The 22,274-nt window shown below is 70.4% G+C and carries 20 protein-coding genes and 1 tRNA gene; 5 read left to right on the top strand and 16 right to left on the bottom strand.

The annotated features are described in order from the left end of the window. Window positions 1–8: 8 nt before the first annotated feature. From E0H26_RS10555 to E0H26_RS10510, 10 genes are all read right to left on the bottom strand, one after another. Window positions 9–818, bottom strand: a complete 810-nt coding sequence (locus E0H26_RS10555) for an amino acid ABC transporter ATP-binding protein (protein ID WP_131303393.1) — start codon at window positions 816–818, stop codon at window positions 9–11. Continuing rightward, window positions 815–1,795, bottom strand: coding sequence for an amino acid ABC transporter permease (locus E0H26_RS10550; RefSeq protein WP_131303392.1), 981 nt, complete (start codon window positions 1,793–1,795; stop codon window positions 815–817). Before E0H26_RS10550 ends, E0H26_RS10555 begins: the two co-directional genes overlap by 4 nt. 1 nt (window position 1,796) lies before the next feature. Continuing rightward, a complete protein-coding gene (locus E0H26_RS10545; RefSeq protein ID WP_131303391.1) occupies window positions 1,797–2,708 on the bottom strand; it encodes an ABC transporter substrate-binding protein in 912 nt (303 codons plus the stop codon). Between the two features lie 33 nt (window positions 2,709–2,741). Further along, a complete protein-coding gene (locus E0H26_RS10540) occupies window positions 2,742–3,458 on the bottom strand; it encodes an ABC transporter ATP-binding protein (protein ID WP_131303390.1) in 717 nt (238 codons plus the stop codon). Further along, window positions 3,442–4,281, bottom strand: coding sequence for an ABC transporter ATP-binding protein (locus E0H26_RS10535; protein WP_420812818.1), 840 nt, complete (start codon window positions 4,279–4,281; stop codon window positions 3,442–3,444). The genes E0H26_RS10540 and E0H26_RS10535 overlap by 17 nt, the downstream gene beginning before the upstream one ends. 4 nt (window positions 4,282–4,285) lie before the next feature. Continuing rightward, window positions 4,286–5,395: a branched-chain amino acid ABC transporter permease gene (locus E0H26_RS10530; protein WP_131303388.1), complete on the bottom strand. Its 1,110-nt coding sequence runs from the start codon at window positions 5,393–5,395 to the stop codon at window positions 4,286–4,288. Further along, complete coding sequence (locus tag E0H26_RS10525; RefSeq protein WP_131303387.1) at window positions 5,392–6,342, bottom strand: branched-chain amino acid ABC transporter permease; 951 nt, start codon at window positions 6,340–6,342, stop codon at window positions 5,392–5,394. Before E0H26_RS10525 ends, E0H26_RS10530 begins: the two co-directional genes overlap by 4 nt. A 90-nt stretch (window positions 6,343–6,432) precedes the next feature. Continuing rightward, window positions 6,433–7,596 (bottom strand): branched-chain amino acid ABC transporter substrate-binding protein, encoded by a 1,164-nt coding sequence (locus E0H26_RS10520; RefSeq protein ID WP_131303386.1) that lies wholly within the window; start codon window positions 7,594–7,596, stop codon window positions 6,433–6,435. A gap of 274 nt (window positions 7,597–7,870) precedes the next feature. Beyond that, entirely contained in the window at window positions 7,871–9,022 is a 1,152-nt protein-coding gene (locus E0H26_RS10515) for a hypothetical protein (RefSeq protein WP_131303385.1), read from the bottom strand. Between the two features lie 52 nt (window positions 9,023–9,074). After that, window positions 9,075–9,695, bottom strand: a complete 621-nt coding sequence (locus tag E0H26_RS10510; protein ID WP_131303384.1) for an ANTAR domain-containing response regulator — start codon at window positions 9,693–9,695, stop codon at window positions 9,075–9,077. Between the two features lie 81 nt (window positions 9,696–9,776). Here E0H26_RS10510 and E0H26_RS10505 point away from each other — a divergent pair. Together E0H26_RS10505 and E0H26_RS10500 are read left to right on the top strand one after the other, a co-directional pair. Continuing rightward, a tRNA-Leu gene (locus tag E0H26_RS10505) sits at window positions 9,777–9,859 on the top strand. 24 nt (window positions 9,860–9,883) lie between these two features. Next, on the top strand, window positions 9,884–10,642 hold the full coding sequence (locus tag E0H26_RS10500) for a transcriptional regulator (RefSeq protein ID WP_240742100.1): 759 nt from the start codon (window positions 9,884–9,886) through the stop codon (window positions 10,640–10,642). Window positions 10,643–10,767: 125 nt separating this feature from the next. Here E0H26_RS10500 and E0H26_RS10495 read toward each other — a convergent pair whose 3' ends face one another. Further along, the gene (locus tag E0H26_RS10495) at window positions 10,768–11,925 is read right to left on the bottom strand and encodes a trans-sulfuration enzyme family protein (RefSeq protein WP_131303383.1); all 1,158 of its coding nucleotides are present in this window, start codon (window positions 11,923–11,925) and stop codon (window positions 10,768–10,770) included. A gap of 102 nt (window positions 11,926–12,027) precedes the next feature. Between E0H26_RS10495 and E0H26_RS10490 the strand changes: the two genes are divergently transcribed. Together E0H26_RS10490 and E0H26_RS10485 are read left to right on the top strand one after the other, a co-directional pair. After that, window positions 12,028–12,507, top strand: a complete 480-nt coding sequence (locus tag E0H26_RS10490; protein ID WP_131303382.1) for an Lrp/AsnC family transcriptional regulator — start codon at window positions 12,028–12,030, stop codon at window positions 12,505–12,507. Between the two features lie 56 nt (window positions 12,508–12,563). Further along, window positions 12,564–13,568 (top strand): LLM class flavin-dependent oxidoreductase, encoded by a 1,005-nt coding sequence (locus tag E0H26_RS10485; protein ID WP_240742099.1) that lies wholly within the window; start codon window positions 12,564–12,566, stop codon window positions 13,566–13,568. Window positions 13,569–13,818: 250 nt separating this feature from the next. Here E0H26_RS10485 and E0H26_RS10480 read toward each other — a convergent pair whose 3' ends face one another. Then, entirely contained in the window at window positions 13,819–16,050 is a 2,232-nt protein-coding gene (locus E0H26_RS10480; protein ID WP_131303380.1) for a rhamnogalacturonan lyase family protein, read from the bottom strand. A gap of 209 nt (window positions 16,051–16,259) precedes the next feature. Here E0H26_RS10480 and E0H26_RS10475 point away from each other — a divergent pair, with 209 nt between their 5' ends. Then, window positions 16,260–17,714, top strand: a complete 1,455-nt coding sequence (locus E0H26_RS10475; RefSeq protein ID WP_240742098.1) for a pyridoxal-dependent decarboxylase — start codon at window positions 16,260–16,262, stop codon at window positions 17,712–17,714. A 100-nt stretch (window positions 17,715–17,814) separates the two neighbouring features. On the opposite strand, the gene E0H26_RS10470 is transcribed toward E0H26_RS10475, so the two are convergent. The 4 genes from E0H26_RS10470 to pyk all read right to left on the bottom strand — a co-directional run bounded on the left by E0H26_RS10470 (window position 17,815) and on the right by pyk (window position 22,095). Beyond that, complete coding sequence (locus tag E0H26_RS10470; RefSeq protein ID WP_240742097.1) at window positions 17,815–18,768, bottom strand: sulfite exporter TauE/SafE family protein; 954 nt, start codon at window positions 18,766–18,768, stop codon at window positions 17,815–17,817. Window positions 18,769–19,162: 394 nt separating this feature from the next. Beyond that, window positions 19,163–19,624 carry an RrF2 family transcriptional regulator gene (locus E0H26_RS10465; protein ID WP_131303379.1) on the bottom strand — a complete coding sequence of 154 codons (462 nt, stop codon included), beginning with the start codon at window positions 19,622–19,624 and terminating at the stop codon, window positions 19,163–19,165. A 141-nt stretch (window positions 19,625–19,765) separates the two neighbouring features. Continuing rightward, entirely contained in the window at window positions 19,766–20,650 is an 885-nt protein-coding gene (locus E0H26_RS10460; RefSeq protein WP_131303378.1) for an acyl-CoA thioesterase, read from the bottom strand. Then, on the bottom strand, window positions 20,647–22,095 hold the full coding sequence (gene pyk, locus E0H26_RS10455) for a pyruvate kinase (RefSeq protein ID WP_131303377.1): 1,449 nt from the start codon (window positions 22,093–22,095) through the stop codon (window positions 20,647–20,649). The genes E0H26_RS10460 and pyk overlap by 4 nt, the downstream gene beginning before the upstream one ends. Between the last annotated feature and the right edge of the window lie 179 nt (window positions 22,096–22,274).

The following is a 22,274-nucleotide window of genomic DNA, read 5'->3' as shown; positions in this document are numbered from 1 at the left end:
CACGCCCGTCAGAGCACCTTGGCCAGGAAGGTCTTGGTCCGCTCGTGTTGCGGGTTGGCGATCACCTCACGGGGGTTGCCGGATTCGACCACCACCCCGCCGTCGATGAAGACCAGCGAGTCGCCGACCTCCCGGGCGAAACCGATCTCGTGGGTCACCACGATCATCGTCATGCCGTCGCGGGCCAGGTCCTTCATCACGTCCAGCACCTCGCCAACCAACTCCGGGTCGAGCGCACTGGTCGGCTCGTCGAAGAGCATCAGCTTCGGTTTCATGGCCAGCGCCCGGGCGATCGCCACCCGCTGCTGCTGCCCGCCGGAGAGCTGGCTCGGGTAGTTGCCCAGCTTGTCACCGAGCCCGACCCGCTCCAGCAGCGCCGCCGCCCGGTCGCGGACCTCGGCCCGCTTCTCCCGGCGCACCAGCAGCGGCGCCTCGGTGACGTTCTCCAGGGCGGTCTTGTGCGGGAAGAGGTTGAACCGCTGGAACACCATGCCGATGGCACGACGCTGCGCGGCGACCTCCTTCTCCCGCATCTCGTGCAGCTTGCCGCCGCGCTCCCGGTAGCCGATCAGCTCACCGTCCACCCGGATCCACCCGGCGTTGATCTTCTCCAGGTGGTTGATGCAGCGCAGGAACGTCGACTTGCCAGACCCGGAGGGCCCGAGCAGGCAGCACACCTCCCCGGCCCGTACCTGTAGGTCGATGCCCTTGAGCACCTCGATCGACCCGAACGACTTGTGCACCTGTTCGGCGTGCACCATCGGGCCGGACTCCGCCGCCGGCACGCCGGCCTGGCCCGGCACGGTCACCCCGGTCATACGCCCCCTCCCCCTCCGGTGACGCCGCCCCCACCGACCGCCATGCCCCGCAGCCGGGCCTTCGCCTGGCCGGCGCGGCCGATGCCCTTGGCGAAGTGCCGCTCCAGGTAGTACTGCCCGACCAGCAGCACGCTGCTCAACAGCAGGTACCAGATGGTCGCCGCGACCAACATCGGGAAAACCTGGAAGGTCCGGCTACCGACCGCCCGGAGCTGGAAGAACAGCTCGGCGGAGACCGGCACGAAGGCCACCAGCGAGGTGTCCTTGAGCATCGCGATCGTCTCGTTTCCGGTCGGCGGGACGATCACCCGCATGGCCTGCGGCAGCACGATGCGGCGCAGGATCTGGCCGCGGGTCATGCCCAGTGCCTGGGCAGCCTCCGTCTGGCCCTCGTCGACCGACTGGATGCCGGCCCGAATGATCTCCGCCATGTACGCCGCCTCGGAGAGGCCGAGCGCGAGCATGCCGGCGACGAACCCGGTGAGGATGTCCACCGCCGAGAAGCCGAACAGCCGGGCCTCGAAGTCCTGGATTCCGAACAGCGCGCCGATCTGCCGGTCGAAGGGCAACCCGAACTCGATGCGAGCCCAGAGGATGCCCAGGTTGCCGAAGAGGATCGCCAGCACCAGCCGGGGCACCGCCCGGAAGAACCAGGTGTACGCCCAGGAGACGCCGCGCAGGATCGGATTCTCCGACAGCCGCATGACCGCGATGACGACGCCCAGCACGATACCGATCAGCATGGAGGTCACCAGCAGCGCGATGCTGCCGCGCACGCCGGCCATGATCGGCGGCCGGAACATGTTGTCGACCATGAACGACCAGTTGAACGCCTGATTCGTCACCAGCAGGTGCACGAACATGGCGACCAGCACCCCGATGACGGCGACGGCGACCCACCGCCCGGGATGCCGCACGGGCACGGCCTGGATGGGTTCCGGCCGTGCCCGCTCGGGTGAATCGGTGCCGACAGACATGTCAGCTGGTCGGGTTCAGTTCCGACGTGGTGATCGCGCCACCCTCGACGCCCCACTTCTTCAGCGCCGCCTCGTAGCTGCCGTCGGCGATGACCGCCTGCACGGCCTCCTTCAGCACCTCGGCGAACGCCGCCTGGTCCTTCTTCACCGCGTAGCCGTACGGCGCCGACTCGTAGATGTCGCCGAGCACCTCAAGCTGGCCGTTGCTCTGCTGCACCGCGTACGCGCCGACCGGCGAGTCAGCCAGCATGGCGTCGTTCTTGCCGCTGACCACGGCGGCCGTGGCGTCGCTCTGCGCCTGGTACTGGTCGATGCTGATCTCCGGCTGGCCGGCGTCGGTGCACTTCTTCGACCGGGCCTGGATGTCGTCGAGCTGCACGGTGCCGACCTGCACGGCGACCTTCTTGCCGCAGGCGTTGTTCGGGTCCACCTGGGCCGGGTTGCCGACCTTGGTGGCCCACTGGGTGCCCGCGGAGAAGTAGCTCACCATGTTGACGGTCTGCAACCGCTCGGCGTTGATGGTGAACGAGGAGACACCGATCTCGTACTTGCCGGAGTCCACACCCGGCAGGATGGCGTCGAACGGCGCCGACTCGTACTCCGCCTTCAGGCCGAGCTTCTGCGCGACCGCGTTGAACAGCTCGACGTCGAAGCCGATCACCGTGCTGCCGTCGGTGTCGAGGAACTCCGCCGGGGCGTACGTCGCATCGGTGCCGACCTTGATCACACCGTCCGCCTTGATCGCGTCCGGCACCTTCGCGGCGAGATCCGAGTCCGGCGCGGCCGACACGGACGGACCCGCACCAGGCTGGTCGCCGCTCTCCTGCTCGCCACACGCGGCCATCGAGAGAGTGAGCAGTGCCGCACCGGCAACGCCGAGCACGGCCCGCCGGCTCCCATTGAGTTTGAACATGTCGTACTCCTTGCGAAGAGGGGTGACGGCCGTTCAGGCCACGCCGAGGTAGGCCTCTTTGACCGACGGGTCGTGCAGCAGCTCGGCGCCGGTGCCTTCCTTGACGATCCGGCCGGTCTCCAGCACGTACGCGCGGTGCGCCCGGGCAAGGGCCTGCTGTGCGTTCTGCTCCACCAACAGGATCGTGGTGCCCTGCTGGTTGATCTCCGTGATGATGCTGAAGATCTGCTGGATCAGCATCGGCGCCAGACCCATCGACGGCTCGTCGAGCAGCAGCAGCTTGGGCCGGCTCATCAGCGCCCGGCCCACGGCCAGCATCTGCTGCTCGCCGCCGGAGAGCGTGCCACCGACCTGCTTACGCCGCTCGGCCAGCCGGGGGAACAGCTCCAGCACCTTGGCCAGGTCCTTGGCCACCTCGGGACGGTCCCGCCGGGTGTAGGCACCCATGTCCAGGTTCTCCATCACCGTCATGCCGGGGAAGATGCCCCGACCCTCGGGTGCCTGGCAGAGCCCACGCCGCACCCGCAGGTCGGCCCGGAGCTTGGTGATGTCCTCACCGTCGAACCGGATCCGGCCCGAGGCGACCGGCCGGATGCCCGAGATGGCCCGCATCGTGGTGGACTTGCCGGCGCCGTTGGCGCCGATCAGGGCCACGATCTCGCCCTCGTCCACGGTCAGGCTGATCCCGTGCAGCGCCTTGATCCGCCCGTAGAGCAGACTGACGTCTTCGATCTCAAGCAACGTCGTCATCCGGCACCCCCAGGTAGGCCGCGATCACCCGGTGGTCCTCGCGCACCTCGGCGGGGAGTCCATCAGCGATCTTCTTTCCGAACTCCAGCACCACGATCCGGTCGGTCACTCCCATGACCAGGCGCATATCGTGCTCGATGAGCAGCACGGTGATGCCCTGGTCCCGGATCTTGCGGATGAGCTGGAGCAGCTCCTCCTTCTCGGCCGGGTTGAAGCCGGCGGCCGGCTCGTCCAGGCAGAGCAGGACCGGGTCGGTGGCCAGGGCCCGGGCGATCTCCAGCCGGCGCTGTTCACCGTAGGAGAGGTTGCGGGCGGCGTCGTGCATCCGATGCGGGATGCCGACGAAGTCGAGCAGCCGCTCGGCCTTCTCCAGCCCGTCGCGCTCCTCGCGGCGGTGCCGGGGCAGCCGGAACAGGGCGGAGATGACGCTGGTCTTGTGGTGCGCGTCCGCGCCCACCTGGATGTTCTCCAGCGCCGTCATCTCCGGGAACAGGCGGATGTTCTGGAACGTCCGCGCCATACCCAACTTGGTGATGTGGTGCTTCTTCTTGCCGGTGATCCGCTGGCCGCGGAACCGGATCTCCCCCTCGGAGGGCTGGTAGATGCCGGTCATCGCGTTGAAGCAGGTGGTCTTGCCGGCGCCGTTGGGGCCGATCAGCCCCAGGATCTCCCCCTTGTAGAGGGTGAAGTCCACGTCGTTGAGGGCCACCACGCCGCCGAAGCGCAGCGTCACGTGGTCGACCTCCAGCAGCGGCTCCCGACCGGCGGAGGTCGACTCCACCGCCGGCGCACCGGCCTGCTCCGGAACGGTCGGCTTCTGCACGGTCTCACCCACCGACGATCACCTCCTTGCGACGGTCCTTGAACTCCGCCGCTCGTCGTCGGTTCGGTATCAGGCCCTGCGGTCGGAAGATCATCATGACCACCAGGATCAGGCCGAAGAACATGAAACGGTACTCGTACAGCTCGACGCCGAAGAACTCGATGCCACGGAACCGCTCGATCAGGTACGCCACCAGGCCACCGCCGACGATCGCGCCGACGATGTTGCCCGAACCGCCGAGGATGACCGCGGCCAGGATGATGATCGAGTTGAGCAGTTCGAGGTTCTGCGAGCTGACGAAGTTCTGCTTGCCGGCGAACAACGCCCCGGCCAGACCGCCGATCGCCGCGCCCGAGGCGAACGCCCAGAGCTTGAACTTGAACGTCGGCACACCCATCAGCTGCGCCGCGTCCTCGTCCTCGCGGATCGAGATCCAGGCCCGGCCGACCCGGCTGCGGTTGAGGTTCCGCACCCCGATGACCACCAGGATGATCACCGTGAGGACCAGCCAGTAGTACGGCCGAGGGTCGAGCACCCCGAAGATCGGCTTGCCGTCGGAGTAGCTGCCCGGGGGGTGCGGGATCTGGTTGAAGCCGCGCTGCCCCTTGAGGAACTCGGAGCTGGTCGCCGCGACCCGGATCATCTCGGCGAAGCCGAGCGTCACGATCGCCAGGTAGTCACCGCGCAGTCGCAGCGTCGGCGTACCCAGGAACACCCCGGAGACCATGGTCAACGCGATCGCCAGCGGCAGGGCCAGCAGCCACGGCCAGAGCGTCTTGAGGTCACTGCTCGGCGAGGTGAACACCGCCACCGTGTACGCACCGACCGCGAAGAAGCCGAAATAGCCCAGGTCGAGCAGGCCGGCGAAGCCGACCACGATGTTGAGCCCGACCGCCAGCAGCACGTAGATGGAGATGGTGAAGAGCACCTGCCCGAAGTTCGACCCGGTGGTCGGGATCGGGCCGAGCCACTGGTAGAACTCCCGGTTCGGCAGCGCGTAGAAGAACACGATCACCGCACCGATGACGGCCCACCGGGTCCAGCGCGGCGCGTTGTGCCACCGCTCGGCCACCGCGTGGCGGCCGGTATAGATCCATTCCCTCACGCTGTTCATGCGCGGGCCCTCCCCAACGACTCACCAAGCAGACCGGTCGGCCGGAACATCAGCAGCACGACCAGGACCACGAAGGCGACGAGGTCCTTCCAGTTCGCACCGAACAGCGCGGAGGCGTAGTTCTCGACCAGGCCGAGCAGCAGCCCACCGAGCAGCGCGCCGCGCAGGTTGCCGATGCCGCCGAGCACCGCCGCGGTGAACGCCTTCAGCCCGAGCAGGAAGCCCACGCTGTAGGTCAGCGTGCCGATCCGAATGTCGTAGAGCATGCCGGCGACGCCGGCCATCGCGCCACCGATGATGAAGACGACCAGGATGATCCGGTCCTTGTTGATGCCCATCAACGCGGCCGTGTTCTGGTCCTGGGCGACCGCCCGGATACCCCGACCGATCCGGCTGCGGTTGATGAACAGGTCCAGCGCGACCATCATCGCCAGTGCCGAACCGATGACCAGCAACTGCACCACGGTGACTTCCGCGCCGAAGACCTCGAACAGCACGTCGTTCTTGACCACGGTGGGGGCACCGACCGGGAGCCGGCGGGTGTAGATGCCGAACGCCTCGGCGATCGCGATCGACGCGCCGATCGCGGTGATCAGGAAGGCCAGCGGCGGGGCGTTGCGCTTACGCAACGGCCGGTACGCCACCCGCTCGATCACCGTCGCGGTGCCGGCCGAGGCCACCGCGGCGATCAGTGCGCCGACCAGCAGGTAGAGCATGATCGAGCCGAATCCGCTGACCACCGAGTCGCGGTCCAGGCCGAACGCGGCCCAGCCCCAGATCGCGGCGAAGGCACCGGCGATGAAGACCTCGGAGTGGGCGAAGTTGATGAGTCTCAGCACGCCGTAGACCAGCGTGTAACCCAGCGCGACGAGGGCGTAGATGGCGCCCACCGTCAGCCCGGTTATCGTATATCCCCCGAAATCGGAGAACAGGGCGTTGAAGTCCAAGGAAGGGCACTCCGTACAGGAAGGGAAGACAGTGGGGGGTGCGGCCGGGAAGGTGCTCCCCGGCCGCACCCCACAATCACAGCGGAACGGTTAGGACTTCGGAATCTCCTGGTCCGGCACGACCTGGCCACCCACGACCTTGTACGCCCAGACCTTGACCTGCGTCGGGTCCAGTTCGCCGGTCTCGGTGAACTTGTAGCTCGCCGCGACGCCCTCGCCGGAGTAGCCCTTCACGAACTCCAGCATCTTGTCGCGGCTGGTGTTCCCGGCCTTGATGCCGGCGAGCAGGATGTTCGCCGCGTCGAAGGCGACGTCGCTGTAGGTGCCCGGCTCGCCGCCGTTGAGCGCCTTGAAGTCCTCGACGAAGCTGCCGCGCGCCTCGGTGGCCGGCTGGCAGGGGCAGGTGAGGATGGTGCCCTCGGCCGCCGCCGCGCCAGCGCCGGTGATGTAGGAGGCGTCGTTCACGCCGTCACCGGCGACCAGGGTGGCGGTGACGCCGGCAGCGGTGAGCTGCTTGCGGATCAGACCGGCCTCCTGGTAGTACCCGCCGTAGAAGATCGCGGTCGCGCCGGAGGACTTGACCTTGGTGACGGTGGCCGAGAAGTCGCTCTGCTTGCCCTCGCCCTGGACCTTCTCGCTGCCCACGACCGACGCACCGAGGACCTTCTTGACCTCGTCGGCCAGGCCGGCGCCGTACGCGGACTGGTCGTCGACGACGTAGACCTTCTCGGCCTTCAGCACGTCCTTGATGTAACGACCGGCCGCCGGGCCCTGGCTGTAGTCGTTGCCGACCGCCCGGAAGAAGGTCTTCCAGCCCTGGTCGGCCAGGCTCGGCCGGGTCGCGGACGGGCTGATGTGCACCAGACCGGCCTCGGAGAAGAACGGGTTGGCGGCCTCGGACTCACCCGAGAACGCGGGGCCGACGATGCCAAGGATCTTGGCGTCGTCGAGCGCCTGCTGGGCCAGGGCCGGCGCCTGCTCCGGGTTGCCCTGGGAGTCCAGCGGCACCAGGGTCACCTGGCAGTCGGCGTTCTCCTTGTTGTACTTGTCGATGGCGAGCTTGACGCCACCGTTCATGTTCACGCCGAGCGCCGCGGCCGGACCCGTGAGCGCACCGAAGAAAGCGATCTTGGCGCCGCAGGAGTCACCGGCGGCCTCGTCGGTTCCACTGTCAGACTTGCAGGCGGTCACGCCACCCATGGCGAGAGCGGCGATCGCCACCCCGCCGACCAAACGTGCGAACTTCTGCCTCACGGCCCGAACCCTCCTCCGTCCCATGGCCCGAACCACCCGCTGCCAATTGGCCATTGCGGGGGCGGACGAACCAGACCGTCGTCGCCGGTCTGGGGCCGGACGTTATCCCACCGTGGAGCCGTGACGTAAGTCCCGGGAGGGGCCGTTGACCGAACCGTTACACGCCGTGGCGGATAGGGTGCGATCGCTGTAAGAGGCCACCGTCGAACCGTCAGTCGTGAGGCTGGTTCGCCTTTGTTTTATCGGCGGCAACCCGCCTCTGGGCGGATTTCTTTCAGCAGCCCGCCGAAAGGTGCGCCCACCAGGCACGAGACCCACCCCCGGCGTCCGCGAACACCATAAGCCGGTCGTCCCGCAACGCCACCACCAGCGCAGTCTCCCCCGCCGGCACCTCCACCGGCAGGGCCACCGGACGCCACGAACCCCCACCATCCGCCGAGCACCACAGGCGATAACCATCACCGTCGATACTTACCGTAACCACCCGGCCGCCGGCAGCCACCAGAGCACGCACCGACAGGGCCCCCCGACTCCCCGAGCCGAAGGCGCCCGCCCACCGCCAACCGGAATCCGCCCACCGCCACACCCCGAAACCGTCCCGCACCGGACCGACCGCCAGCACCGCATCGCCCGTGGCCACCACCCGCTGCGCCTGACCACGACCGTCCGCCCCCGGCAACTCCACCCGCCGCCACACCCGCGCATCCGACGAACTCCACGCCACCGGCACGGCACCCGGCACCAGCACCGCACCCACCGCCAGCCAACCCGCCGGCACCGCCACCGCGTCGTACGCCACCGTCCGACCCCGGTCGTCACTGGCCAACTCCGGCAACGCCTCGTGCACCGTGAAGCGCTCACCGTCACGCGAGGTCCACACCGCCGCCCCGCTCAACCGGGCCCCCACCAGCAGCCAACCGAGCGGTCCGGCCGCCACCCGCGACACACTCACCGCTCGCGGCCCGCCGAACAACTCGAACCCGGCCGGCGCCTCCCGCAGCCCACCGTCCGAATGCTGCGCCCACGTGGCGGTACGCGGATTGCCGTGCGCACCCCCACTCGCCGCGCCCAGCGCCACCATCCGCCCGTCCCGGCAGGCCACCGCGTAGAGCAGGTGCCGGGCACCGTACATACTCGACGGCACCATCGGCACCGCAGACCAAACCAGACCGTCCGAAGTGGTCCAGGCCGCCGGGGCGTTCTCCCCCGCCGGACCGGCGATGCCGCCGACGGCGTACCAGCGTCCGCCACAGGCGACCGCGTCGCGCACCAGCACCCGGTTGGACATCTCGGGCGGCGCCGGCAACACCATCGCCTGCCAGGCCGGGTGCACCGGCCCCGGAACCGGCGGCGGATCCGGTTGCGAGCAACTGGCCAGCGCCACCGCCACACCCGCAACGATCGCGCCCCAGCGCCGGATCACCACGGATTCGATGCTATCGACGCCGACGCGTTTCCCGCGCCCCGGAAAAGCCGGCTCAGGAGGCCGGCTGCGCCACTTCACCACCGGCGGTCTCGGCGAGGATCCGCTCGGAGACCTCCTTCATGGTCATCCGGTGGTCCATCGCCGTCCGCTGGATCCACTTGAACGCCTGCGGCTCGGTCATGTTGTACGTGGTCATCAGCGCGCCCTTGGCCCGCTCGACGGTCTTGCGGACCTCCAGCCGGTCGGTCAGCCCAGCGACCTCGGACTCCAGCGCGGCGATCTCCGAGTAGCGGGACAGCGCGATCTCCACCGCCGGCACCAGGTCGCTCTTCTGGAACGGCTTGACCAGGTACGCCATCGCACCGGCCGCCCGCGCCCGCTCCACCAGGTCACGCTGGCTGAAGGCGGTCAGGATGATCACCGGGGCGATCCGGGCACCGGCGATCCGCTCGGCGGCGGCCAACCCGTCCATGATCGGCATCTTGATGTCGAGGATCACCAGATCGGGTTTGAGTTCCTCGGCCAGCCGGACGGCGGTCTCGCCGTCGCCCGCCTCCCCGACGACCTCGTAGCCCTCCTCGGCCAGCATCTCGGCCAGGTCCAGCCGGATCAGCGCCTCGTCCTCGGCGATCAGTACCCGCCTGCGCGCGGCATCCGTCTGCGTCTCGGCCACGAGCCACTCCCACCATCGTTTCCGGCACGGTTACCACCCATGCTCCCGCACGAGCGTAGTCGGGTACAGTAAGCGGCACCCGCCGGGATGGTGGAACGGCATACACGGAAGTCTCAAACACTTCTGCCCGAAAGGGCTTGCGGGTTCGAATCCCGCTCCCGGCACTTTTGTCATACAGGCGTTCGAGGATGCCCGATGTGCATTCTCCCGAGATGCGGGCGCGGGTCCGCGCTCTGCGCGCCCAGGGCAACAACATCCGTTCGGTGGCCCGCACCCTGGCTCTGCCGTACACCACCGTGTGGCACTGGTGTGTCGACCGGCCTGATCCTGTCCAGGCCAACAGCGCCGCCCGCTGCTTCCGCTGTCGGCCGGATCAGGTCGGCCCCTCCGACCCCACCGCCTATGCCTACCTGCTCGGTCTGTACCTCGGCGACGGCCATCTCGTCACGACCGACCGGGTGCCGGTGTTACGCATCTACTGCACCGACACCTGGCTGAACCTCATCGAGTCATGCGATGCCGCGATGAGAGCCGTGCTTGCGAATCGGGTCCAGCGAATCCAGAAGCAGGGCTGTGTGGCAGTGCAGAGCACCGGCAAGCACTGGCCGTGCCTGATCCCGCAACACGGTCCGGGCAAGAAACACCAGCGCCCGATCATCCTTGCTGGATGGCAACAGGAGATCGTGACGGCACAGCCAGGCCATTTCGTACGTGGGCTCTTCCACTCCGACGGCTGCCGCGTCTCGAATCGGGTCACCGTCCGGGGCAGGGAGTACGTCTATCCCCGTTACATGTTCGTCAACGAGTCCGCCGACATCATGGGCCTGTGCCAGTGGGCGCTGGACCTGCTCGGCATCGGGTGGCGGATGAACCGTCGCAACAGCCTTTCGGTGGCCCGCCGGGAGGCGGTCGCCGCACTGGACCGCCACGTCGGGCCGAAGTCATGACCGAACAGGCAGCCCGCTCTCGGGTACCGGCGGGCGCGAGTCTCGGGTGCCGGCCGGCACCGGTTTCGCTGCCGCCGGTGGGCCGGAGTGGTGACCCGCCGGCGGGGTGGATGGGGGCCGGGTGGTCAGCTCGCCGCGAGCGCCCGGGCCAGGTCGTCACGCAGGTCCTCCGGGTCCTCCAGGCCGACGGAGAGCCGCAGCAGGGCGACGTCGGGTTTCGCGTCCGCCTCGACCGGGCGGTGGGTCAGCGAGGCCGGGTGTTGGATGAGGGTGTCGACGCCGCCGAGCGAGACCGCGTGGGTGATCAGTCGGCAGGCGCTGGCGACCGCCGCCGCGGCCGGGGCGCCGCCGCGTACCTCGAAGGCGAGCAGGCTGCCGGGGCCGGACATCTGCCGTCCGACGAGCCCGGCCGGGTCGTCGAGGCCGGGGTGGTGCACCCGGGTGACCGCTGGTTGGTCGCTGAGCCAGGCGGCGAGTTTTTCCGCGCCGGCCTGCTGGGCGCGGACCCGCAGGGGCAGGGTTTGCAGGCCGCGGTGCAGCAGGTATCCGCCGAGCGGGTGCAGGATCGCGCCGGTGAGGGCGCGGACCTGGCGGAGTCGGGCGGCCCATTCGGCGTCGCAGGCGATCGCCCCGGCGAGGACGTCGCCGTGGCCGCCGATGCTCTTGGTGGCGCTGTGCAGCACGAGGCGGGCGCCGTGCCGGGTGGGCTGTTGGAGGATCGGGGTGGCGACGGTGTTGTCGATCAGCAGTGGTACGGGTCCGGCGGCGTCGGCCAGGGCGGCGATGTCGATCAGGTCGAGGGTGGGGTTGGCCGGGGTTTCGGCGATCACCAGGGCGGTGTCGGGGCGGATCGCGGCGGCGACCTGGTCGGGGTGGGCCCAGCTGACCTCGGTGCCGAGCAGGCCGGTGGCCAGCACGTGGTCGGTGCCGCCGTAGAGGGGGCGGACGGCGACCAGGTGGCGTTTGCCGTCGCGGGTGGCGGCGAGCAGGGCGGCGGTGAGGGCGGCCATGCCGCTGGCGTAGGCGACGGCTTCGGCGGTGCCTTCGAGTTCGGCGAGGGCGGTTTCGAAGCGGGCCACGGTGGGGTTCCAGAGCCGCTGGTAGACGGCGCTGGCGCCGGTGGGCAGGGGGCCGCCGGTGGCGAGTGTCTGGTACGCGTCGCCGCCGTCGTCGATCGAGGGCAGGGGGTTGGTGGTCGACAGGTCGATGGGCGGCACGTGGACGCCGAGGGCGGTGAGGTCTTCACGGCCGGCGTGCACGGCTCGGGTGTCCACGGTCGTCATGCCGGACAGGATCGAATGAATCGAGCATCCGAGGCAATAGTTTCGAATAGCATTCGCTAAATCAGCTTTCGCCTGTGCACTTGTTCGGTAGAGGATGTCGTCATGCCCCTCGTATCGAACGATGTACGGCCGTTCTCGGCCCTCGACGACACCGACCGCGCGATCCTGGCCGCGTTGTCCGCCGATGGGCGGCTGCCGAACAACGCGCTGGCCGAGCGGGTGGGGGTGGCCCCGTCGACCTGTCTGGCGCGTACTCGGGCGTTGCGGGAGAGCGGGGCGATCCGCGGGTTCCACGCGGAGGTGGATCCGGCGGCGGTGGGTCTGCCGTTGCAGGCGCTGGTGTCGGTACGGCTGACCGAGCACGCCCGGGCGGCGGTGGACGCGTTCCGGGCCCGTTCGGTGCGGCTGCCGGGGGTGGTGTCGGTGTTCCACGTGGCCGGTGCGGAGGATTACGTGCTGCATGTGCGGGCCGCCTCGGCCGAGGCGCTGCGCGACTTCGTGTTGGATCACCTGGCGGTGGATCCGGCGGTGCAGCACACCCAGACCAGCCTGATCTTCGAGCAGGCGCGCGGGTTGGGCTGATCACGTCAGCGCGGGTGCGGGGAACAAAACCGGCAGCTCACGGGTTGGCAGGCGCTGTGATCGACGTACCGCTTTCTGTTCTCGACCTCGCTCCCGTCGCGGCCGGCGCCTCCGTTGGTGAGGCGTTGCGGCACACCACCGAGTTGGCTCGGCGTACCGACGAGTTGGGCTATCACCGGTTCTGGGTGGCTGAGCACCACAACATGCCGGCGATCGCGTCGTCGGCGCCGGCGGTGCTCATCGCGCACCTGGCCGCGCACACCAGCCGGATCCGGTTGGGCTCGGGTGGGGTGATGTTGCCCAACCACGCGCCGCTGGTGGTGGCCGAGCAGTTCGGCACCCTGGAGGCGTTGCATCCGGGTCGCATCGACCTGGGGATCGGTCGGGCGCCGGGTACCGACCAGGTGACCGCGTTGGCGTTGCGCCGGAGCATGGAGGGGCTGTCTGCGGAGGGTTTTCCGCAGGAGTTGGCCGCGCTGATGGACTTTTTCGACGAGGACGGGTCGGGTCGGATCATGGCCAGCCCGGGGCGCGGCCAGCGGCCGGCGGTGTGGTTGCTGGGTTCCAGCGGCTTCAGTGCGCAGTTGGCCGGCGCGTTGGGTCTGCCGTTCTCGTTCGCGCATCATTTCAGCGGGCAGCACACGGTGCCGGCGTTGGCGCTGTATCGGCAGAGTTTCCGCCCGTCGCGGTGGTTGGAGCGGCCGTACGCGATGGTGGCGGTGAACGTGGTGTGCGCGGACACCGACGAGCGGGCCGAGTGGTTGGCGGGCCCGGCCGGGTTGTCCTTCCTGCGGTTGCGCTCCGGGCGGCCGGAGCCGCTGGCCTCGCCGGAGGAGGCGGCGGCATACCCGTACAGCGATCTTGAGCGGGAGTTCGTGGCGCAGCGGCGTGAGGGTCAGGCGACGGGTTCGCCGCAGACGGTTCGCCGGCAGTTGGGTGAGTTGCTGGCGCGGACCGGGGCGGACGAGTTGATGCTCACCACGATGGTGTACGACATCGCCGACCGGGTGCGTTCGTTCGAGCTGGTCGCCGAGGAGGTCGCCGGAGGACTTCGGCGTTGAGCGGGGGCCGCGCTGGCGTGGTGGTGTCCCAGGTCACAGCGTTTCTGGACCGCGAAACACGATCTTCACGACAGCGTCACCCTGGCGACGCGGAGGCCGCCTAACTTTGTATCCGGTGGTGGTACGGCACTCCCCGGTCGGGACGGGTCGGGGGTGCCGCGGTGTGGGGCACCGGGCCGCAGTTGTGCGGATTCCGCGATTGCGGCCCGGTGCCTGTTCCTTATCTTCCTACCGCCTGTTCATTCCCCGGTCAACGCAGGTGGATGCGCGGGGCCGGCGGCACGGTCATGCCGTCGCCGAGGAAGAAGCTCGGGTGTGGAGGCTGGTTGTAGGCGGTGTTCTGCCAGGCGACCGCCACCCGGTACTGCGGGTCGTGCATCAGCGTGTGGATGCGGGTGCTGGTCGGGTGGGGCGTGCTGTAGATCCGCAGGGCCCGGCTGTCGCTGGTCCGCCAGACCACCTCTTCGCGCCAGTCGCCGAGGATGTCGGCCGACAGTGCGGGGGTGGCTTTGGTGCCGTTGTTCGCGGCCACGTCGGCGCCGGTGAGCAGTCGGGTGTCGCCGTTCGGGCCGTACTTGTCGATGCGGGTGGCGTCGAGCAGTTCCCGCACCGGGTCGCCGTCCCACCAGATCAGGAAGTTGGTCGAGGAGGGTTTGCGGCCGACGTTCTGGCCCCGGGTGTTGGCCAGGCCGCTGACCGCCGACGACCAGGCTTCGGCGCCGGGGCTGCCGGCCCAGATGTCGCCGGAGACGCCCCGGCCGTTGTCCCCGCTGGCCGGGGTGGACCAGACGAGTTGGCCGGTGCGGGCGTCGGCGAGGTACGAGCTGGGCTTGCTGCCGTCCTCGTTGACTTTGAAGACCTCCAGGCCGGGGCGGGTCGGGTCGAGGTCGCCGACGTGCATGGCGTCGCCGTGGCCGGTGGTGGTGGAGTGCAGTAGTCGGCCGTTGTCGTCGATGGTGGCGGCACCGTAGACGATCTCCTGTCGGCCGTCACCGTCGACATCGGCCACCGACAGGTTGTGGTTGCCCTGGCCGGCGGCGGCGCCGTTGCCGCTGGTGTTGGAGTCGAAGGTCCAGCGCTTGGTCAGGCTGCCGGTGCGGAAGTCCCAGGCGGCGACGACCGCGCGGGTGTAGTAGCCGCGAGCCATGATCAGCGAGGGGCGTTGTCCGTCGAGGTAGGCGGTGGCGGCGAGGAACCGGTCGACCCGGTTGCCGTACGAGTCGCCCCAGGAGGAGACGGTGCCGCGCGGCGGGTCGTAGTCGACGGTGGAGAGGGCGGCACCGGTGCGGCCGTCGAACATGGTCAGGTACTCCGGGCCGGCGAGGACGTAGCCGCTGGAGTTGCGGTGGTCGGCGCCGGCGTTGCCGATCACCTGGCCGGTGCCGGAGCGGGTCCCGTCGGCGGTCTTCATGGCCACCTCGGCGCGGCCGTCGCCGTCGTAGTCGTACACCTGGAACTGGGTGTAGTGGGCGCCGGCCCGGATGTTGCGGCCCAGGTCGATGCGCCACAGCCGGGTGCCGGTGAGGGTGTACGCGTCGACGTAGACGTTGCCGGTGTAGCCGGACTGGGAGTTGTCCTTGGCGTTGGACGGCTCCCATTTGAGCACGAACTCGTACCGGCCGTCGCCGTCGAGGTCGCCGACGCTGGCGTCGTTGGCGGAGTAGCTGTACGCCTCGCCGCTGGGCGTGGTGCCGCCCGGCGGGATCTGCAACGGTACGTCGAGGTGGCCGGCCGGGAACTGCACCGCCGCAGCGGAGGGGGTCTGCTCGACGCCGCCCACCACGGCCCGCACGGTGTACGCGGCACCGGCCGGGGCACCGCCGTCGAGGTAGTTGGTCGCCCCGGTGATCGGACTGGCGTTCACCCGGGTGCCGCCCCGGTACAGGTTGAACGCCACGCCGGAGGTCTCGGTGCCGAGCAGCCGCCAGGAAACCAGGTTGGCCGATCCGGCGCGGACGCTGACCAGCCCTCGGTCCAGGTTCTCCGCCTGCATCGAACCGGCCGGCGGAGTGGTCGGGGGTGGCGTGGTCGGCGGTGGCGTGGTCGGCGGTGCGGTGGTCGGGGTCGGGGCGCCGGTGCAGGTGGTGCCGTTGAGGGCGAAGCTGGTCGGGGCCGGGTTGCTGCCGGTCCAGGAGGCGTTGAACCCGAACGCGGTGCTGGCGTTGCTGCCGAGCGCGCCGTTGTAGTCGACGTTGCGGGCGCTGACCTGGGCGCCGGACTGGCTGACGGTGGCGTTCCACGCCTGGGTGACCTGCTGGCCGGCGGGCCAGGCCCAGGTCAGCGTCCAGCCGTTGAGCGGGTCGCCGAGGTTGGTGACGGTGACGTCGGCGCCGAAGCCGCCGGTCCACTGGTTGGTGACGCGGTAGTCGACGCGGCAGCCGGTGGCGGCGGCCGAGGCGGTCAGGTTGGTCAGGACGCCAGCGGCGAGGGTGGTGAGGGTGGCGGTGGCGAGCACGATGAGCCGACGGGCGGTGCGGGGCATGGGGTGTCCTCCGGTGGAGGTCGGGCGCGCGGCGGTGGCGTCGCCGGCCTGCCCGGTGCCGGCGGGGTGCCGCGCTGGCGGCAGAGATCCCGACGCATCGACGTCGGCAAGCGTGGCCCCGTGCAGCTGCGATGCTAGGGCAAGCGCTTGCTGCCCACAATCGGTCCGGCACGGTTGCCACCGCGCCTGCTTCTTGGTCGACTTCCCGGGTGGCAGCGCACATGACCCCCGAGGAGTTCCGCCAGGCCGGGTACGCGGTCGTCGACTGGATCGCCGACTACTGGGCCACGCTCCCCCAACGCCCGGTGACCTCGCAGGACCCGCCCGGCACGGTGGCCGCCGGGTTGCCGGCCGGTCCACCGGCACACGGCGAGCCGGTCCAGGCCGTCCTCGCCGATCTGGACAAGCTGGTCACCCCCGGGCTGACCCACTGGCAGCATCCGGGCTTCTTCGGGTACTTCCCCGCCAACACCAGCGGCCCCAGTGTGCTGGGCGACCTGGTCAGCGCGGGTCTCGGCGTGCAGGGCATGCTCTGGTCCACCGGACCGGCCTGCACCGAGATGGAGACGGTGCTGCTCGACTGGCTGGCGGAGGCGTTGGACCTGCCGGCCCGGTTCCGCTCCGCCGGCCCCGGCGGCGGCGTCATCCAGGACTCGGCCTCCTCGGCCACGCTGGTGGCCACCCTGGTCGCGCTGCACCGGGCCGGGGGCGGGCGGTGGCGCGAGGCGGGCGTCGACCGCCGTTACCGGGTGTACGCGTCGACCGAGGCGCACTCGTCGATCGAGAAGGCAGCCCGGATCGCCGGGCTGGGCGCCGACGGGGTACGACTGATCGACGTGGACCCGGCTACCCGGGCCATGTCAGCGGCGGCGCTGCGGACGGCGATCGAGGCGGACCGGGCCGCCGGAGTGGTACCGGCCCTGGTGGTGGCGACCGTGGGCACCACTTCCACCACGGCGATCGACCCGCTGCCGCAGATCGGGCCAATCTGCGCCGAGTACGGGATCTTCCTGCACGTCGACGCCGCGTACGCGGGAGCGGCGGCGATCTGCCCGGAGCTGCGCTTCGGCCACGCGGGCCTGGAGTACGCCGACTCCTACTGTTTCGACCCGCACAAGTGGCTGCTCACCGGCTTCGACTGCGACGCGTTCTGGGTGGCCGACGCCGGTGAACTGGTCGAGGCGCTGTCCGTGCTGCCGGAGTACCTGCGCAACGCGGCCACCGAGTCCGGCGCGGTGATCGACTACCGGGACTGGCAGGTGCCGCTGGGCCGACGCTTCCGTGCCCTGAAACTGTGGTTCGTGCTGCGCTGGTACGGCGTCGAAGGGCTGCGTGAGCACGTCCGTAGCGGGGTGGCCATGGCCGCCCGGTTCGCCGACCGGGTACGTGCCGACGACCGTTTCGAACTGGTCACCGGGCACCCGTACGCCCTGGTCTGCTTCCGGCTGCGCGGGGCCGACGGGCCGAACGAACGGCTGCTGGCGACGGTAAACGGCACCGGCCGGGTGTACCTGACGCACACCCGGGTGGCCGGCCGCCACACGTTGCGCCTCGCCGTCGGCGCACCGCAGACCACCGAGGCCCACGTCGACGAGGCGTGGGAGCTGATCTCACAGGCGGCTGCCGAGGCCGGGACGACGCCGTCGGCGGCCCCGGTCGGCTGACGTCAGCGCCGGCCCAGGTCGAGCTTGACGGTGGCGGACGTCGGTCGCGCTGCGCCGTCGCCGGACCGCCGGCCGGGGGCGCGGTGGCAGGTGTGGGTCGTCAGCGGTCGGCGCCGGAGAGGGCGGCGACCTCGTCGGCCGGACGCGCGTCGGCGGCGGCCTGGTCCGTGCCGGTCGCCTCGGCGAGGGTGCGCTGGCGCCGGGTGCGCAGCACCAGCCGCACCGCGAGCACCAGGGCGGCGACCCAGCCCGCCGCCAGCAGCAGGTAGACCAGCACCGGCAGGGAACCGCCCAGGTCGGCGCTGCGCATCAGGATGCGGGCGTTGGTCAGCACGATCACGCCACCGACGGCCGCGCCGAGCAGCTGGGCCGGGACGATACGCACCAGCCAGGCGGCGATCGGCGCGGCGATCAGGCCGCCGACGAGCAGGGCGAGCACGATCGGCAGCAGGAATCCCTCGGTGCCCAACCCGATGAGGAAGCCGAGGCTGGCCGAGACCGCGACGAGGAACTCGGAGGTGTCCACCGAGCCGATCACCTTGCGGGGCTCCATCCGCCCGCTGACCAGCAGGGCCGGCGTGGCGACCGGACCCCATCCCCCACCGCCGGTGGCGTCGACGAAGCCGGCGACCAGGCCGAGCGGGCCGAGGAAACGCCCGCGCAGCCGGCCGGCTGCCGGGTTGCGGCGCAGCGGCCGGGAGAACCGCACGAGCAGGTACGCGCCCAGCGTGAACAGGATCGCGGCCATCCACGGTGCGGCTGCCTCGGTGGAGAGGGCGCTGAGGAAGGTGGCACCGGCGAACGCACCGACCGCCCCGGGGATGGCGATGCGGTTCACCACCCGCCAGTCGACGTTGCCGAACCGCCAGTGCGCGGCGCCGGCGGCCAGCGTGGTGCCGATCTCGGCCAGGTGCACCGAGGCGGACGCGGCGGCCGGCGCGACCCCGGCCAGGAGCAGCAGCGTCGAGGAGGTCAGCCCGTACGCCATGCCGAGCGACCCGTCGACCAACTGAGCGGCGAGCCCGACCAGTGCGATGACCAGCAGCTTGCGCACGGCCGCCTCCTGACTTTTCGGCAACTCCTATCAACTTGGTCGACAATGCGGCACGGGAGGGCCTCCGGTCAAGCCCCTGATCGGTCAGTGAGACGACACCACCGACCCACCTCCCCCTGCGCCCTTTGCTCTGCTTCACTCCACGCACCGATTTCGTCCCGAAACGGTGCGTGGAGTGAAGCAGAGCAAAGGGGGGATCGAGGGGTGTCACCCGCAGGGGTGGCCGCTGCGGCGGCGCCCGGTGTCCGGCCAGTCCCGGCGGGGTACGGGTCGGGCGGGGTACGGGTCGGGCGGGTGGCGGGGCGGGCGGGTGGCGGGGCGGGCGGGCGGGCAGTGGGCGTATTGGGGCGGTCGGCGACCGTCGCCCCGACGGCGGTGGGCCGGGCGAGCGGGGTCAGGTCCAGGCGCGGGGGTCGGAGACCAGCTTGGTGACCTGTTCGGGCAGGGTGCCCTGTGCCACGTCGGCGACGGTGACGAGTTCGAGGATCTGGCGTTCGCTGGCGCGCAGGGCGATCCAGACGTCCTGCAACGCGCGGGCGGCACCCTGGTAGCCGAGCTGCTCGGGCCGCTGCCCCCGGATGTGGGCCAGCGGCCCGTCGATCACCCGGATCACGTCGGCCAGGGAGATCTCCTCGGCGGGGCGGGCCAGCCAGTAGCCACCCTCCGGGCCCCGCTGGGCCTGCATGATGCCGCCCCGGCGCAGTTGCAGCAGGATGCTCTCCAGGAACTTGGGTGGGATCTCCTGGGCTCGGGCGATCTGGTCGGCGGTCACCGGACGACCACGACCGGCCCCGGTCACCGAGGCCAGCTCGGTAACGGCTCGAAGGGCGTAGTCCACCCGGGCGGAGAGGCGCATGCCGGACAGGTTAGTCGGCCCGCCGCTCCGCCCGGACGATCACCCCTACACCGATCGGCGGACCCGGGTGGTACCGCCGCTGGTCGGCGCGCGGGTCGAGGCCATGTCGGGGCAGGTGTCAGGCGTGGGAGGAGAGCCAGGTCACGCGCCGACGCGACGCAGCAGACCCTCCTGTACGGCGCTGGCGATGTGCCACCCGTCGACCGTGAACAGCCGGCCGGTGGCCAGGCCCCGGGCACCGGAGGCCGACGGGCTCCAGCAGTCGTAGAGGAACCACTCGTCGGCGCGGAACGACCGGTGGAACCACAGGGCGTGGTCGAGGCTGGCGCCGACCACACCACCGGGGCCCCACACCTCGCCGTGCACCGAGAGCACCGAGTCGAGCAGGGTGAGGTCGGAGGCGTAGGTCAGCGCGCAGGCGTGCAGCAGCGGGTCGTCGGGAAGCTTGCCGTCGATGCGCATCCACACCCGCTGCTGCGGGTCGGCGGGCCGGTCGCCGGGGCGCACCCAGCCGGGCTCGCCGACGTAGCGTACGTCGATGGGCCGGGGGATCTGCCCCCAGATGCCCAGCCGTTCCGGGTAGCGGGCCAGCCGGTCGGACATGGTGGGCACCTGCTCGGGCCCGGGTACGTCCGGCGGGACGGGAGCCTGGTGGTCCAGCCCTTCCTCGGAACGCTGGAACGAGGCCGACATGAAGAAGATCGGCTTGCCGTGTTGCAGCGCCACCGAGCGGCGTACCGAGAAGGAACGGCCGTCGCGGATGTTCTCCACCTCGTACTCGATCGGCTCGGCGGGGTCCCCGGGCCGCACGAAGTAGCCGTGCAGCGAGTGGACCACCCGCTCGGGGTCGACGGTACGGCCGGCGGCGACCAGGGCCTGGCCGGCGACCTGGCCGCCGTACACCCGCTGGGGGCCGACCGGGGGGCTCATCCCCCGGAACGACATGGTGCCGGTCGGCGCCAGGTCGAGGACCTCCAGCAGTTGGTCGACGGCGGCCTGGCCGACCAGCGCCGGGCCGTCGCTCACTGCAGGGCTCGCGCCGACGCGGCGTCGACCAGCGATCCGAGCTGGTGTACCCGCAGGGTGTTGGTCGAGCCGGGGGTGCCGGGCGGGCTGCCCGCGACGATCACCACGTAGTCGCCGGGGTTGCCCCGGTTGAGCCCGAGCAGCGCCTGGTCGACCTGGCGGAACATGTCGTCGGTGTGCTGCACGAACGGCATCAGGAACGTCTCCACACCCCAGCAGAGGGCGAGCTGGGAACGCACCTCGGGCACCGGGGTGAAGGCCAGCAGCGGCAGGTCGCAGTGCAGCCGGCTGAGTCGGCGTACGGTGTCGCCGGTCTGCGAGAAGGCGACCAGGGCCTTGGCGCCGATGGCCCGGGCGATCGAGGAGGCGGCGACGGTGAGGGCGCCACCGTGGGTACGCGGGTCGTGCTGGAGGCGGGGAACCGCGATCGACCCGGACTCGGTGGTGCTCACGATCTTGGCCATGGTGCTGACGGTCAGCACGGGGTACTTGCCCACGCTGGTCTCGCCGGAGAGCATCACCGCGTCGGCGCCGTCGAGTACCGCGTTGGCGACGTCCGACGCCTCGGCGCGGGTCGGCCGCGAGTTCTCGATCATGGAGTCGAGCATCTGGGTGGCCACGATGACCGGCTTGGCGTTCTCCCGGCACAGCTGCACGGCGCGCTTCTGCACCAGCGGCACCTCGTCCAGCGGGAGTTCCACGCCGAGGTCACCGCGGGCGACCATCACGCCGTCGAAGGCCAGCACGATCGCCTCAAGGTGGTCGACCGCCTCCGGCTTCTCGACCTTGGCCAGCACCGGCCGGTGTACGCCGACCTCACTCATGATCGAGTGGCAGAGCTTGATGTCGTCGGCGGAGCGGACGAAGGAGAGCGCGACCAGGTCGACCCCGAGGCCGAGCGCGAAGCGCAGGTCGTCGGCGTCCTTGTCGGACAGGGCGGGCACGCTGACCGCCACGTTGGGCAGCGACACGCCCTTGTTGTTGCTGACCGGCCCACCCTCGGTGACCAGGACCCGGATGTCGTTTCCGGTGACGTCGGTGACCTCGACGGCCACCCGACCGTCGTCGATCAGCAGCCGGTCACCGGGCTTTACCTCCTGCGGCAGCTTCCGGTAGGTGCAGGAGACCCGCTCCTTGCTGCCCACCACGTCGTCTCCGGTGATCACCACGGAGTCGCCGGTGCGCCACTCGTGCGGGCCGTCGGCGAACCGGCCCAGCCGGATCTTCGGCCCCTGCAGGTCGGCCAGGACCGCCACCGGTTTGCCGGTCGCCTCGGACGCCTCGCGGACCAGACGGTAGACCGCCTCGTGGTCGGCGTGGCTGCCATGGCTGAAGTTGAGCCTCGCCACGTTCATTCCGGCCTCGACGAGCCCACGGATGCGCTCGGGCGACGAGGTGGCGGGGCCAAGAGTGCAGACGATCTTCGCGCGGCGTGTCACGCCCATCAGGCTAGTCTCTCCTCCGGGTCGGACCATCGGCCGACCCCTTGCGCAAAGCGGAACAATTGTCCAATGGCGCACGGTGTACGCGCGCAGCCGGCGGGCGGAACCACACCGGACGTCAATGGCGGGCAACAGCGACCGCGCGCCGGAATGGTACGCCTCCCATGCCAGGGTGCACCGAA

Source organism: Micromonospora zingiberis (assembly GCF_004331455.1).
Lineage (GTDB): Bacteria > Actinomycetota > Actinomycetes > Mycobacteriales > Micromonosporaceae > Micromonospora > Micromonospora zingiberis.
This window is presented reverse-complemented; position numbering and strand designations above follow the sequence as displayed.

What these genes read in the sequence shown, in the direction of transcription:
- E0H26_RS10555 (WP_131303393.1), bottom strand. Translation starts at nt 818, where the DNA reads ATGACCGGGGTGACCGTGCCGGGCCAGGCCGGCGTGCCGGCGGCGGAG.
- E0H26_RS10550 (WP_131303392.1), bottom strand. Translation starts at nt 1,795, where the DNA reads ATGTCTGTCGGCACCGATTCACCCGAGCGGGCACGGCCGGAACCCATC.
- E0H26_RS10545 (WP_131303391.1), bottom strand. Translation starts at nt 2,708, where the DNA reads ATGTTCAAACTCAATGGGAGCCGGCGGGCCGTGCTCGGCGTTGCCGGT.
- E0H26_RS10540 (WP_131303390.1), bottom strand. Translation starts at nt 3,458, where the DNA reads ATGACGACGTTGCTTGAGATCGAAGACGTCAGTCTGCTCTACGGGCGG.
- E0H26_RS10530 (WP_131303388.1), bottom strand. Translation starts at nt 5,395, where the DNA reads ATGAACAGCGTGAGGGAATGGATCTATACCGGCCGCCACGCGGTGGCC.
- E0H26_RS10500 (WP_240742100.1), top strand. Translation starts at nt 9,884, where the DNA reads ATGCCCGATGTGCATTCTCCCGAGATGCGGGCGCGGGTCCGCGCTCTG.
- E0H26_RS10495 (WP_131303383.1), bottom strand. Translation starts at nt 11,925, where the DNA reads ATGACGACCGTGGACACCCGAGCCGTGCACGCCGGCCGTGAAGACCTC.
- E0H26_RS10490 (WP_131303382.1), top strand. Translation starts at nt 12,028, where the DNA reads ATGCCCCTCGTATCGAACGATGTACGGCCGTTCTCGGCCCTCGACGAC.
- E0H26_RS10480 (WP_131303380.1), bottom strand. Translation starts at nt 16,050, where the DNA reads ATGCCCCGCACCGCCCGTCGGCTCATCGTGCTCGCCACCGCCACCCTC.
- E0H26_RS10465 (WP_131303379.1), bottom strand. Translation starts at nt 19,624, where the DNA reads ATGCGCCTCTCCGCCCGGGTGGACTACGCCCTTCGAGCCGTTACCGAG.
- pyk (WP_131303377.1), bottom strand. Translation starts at nt 22,095, where the DNA reads ATGGGCGTGACACGCCGCGCGAAGATCGTCTGCACTCTTGGCCCCGCC.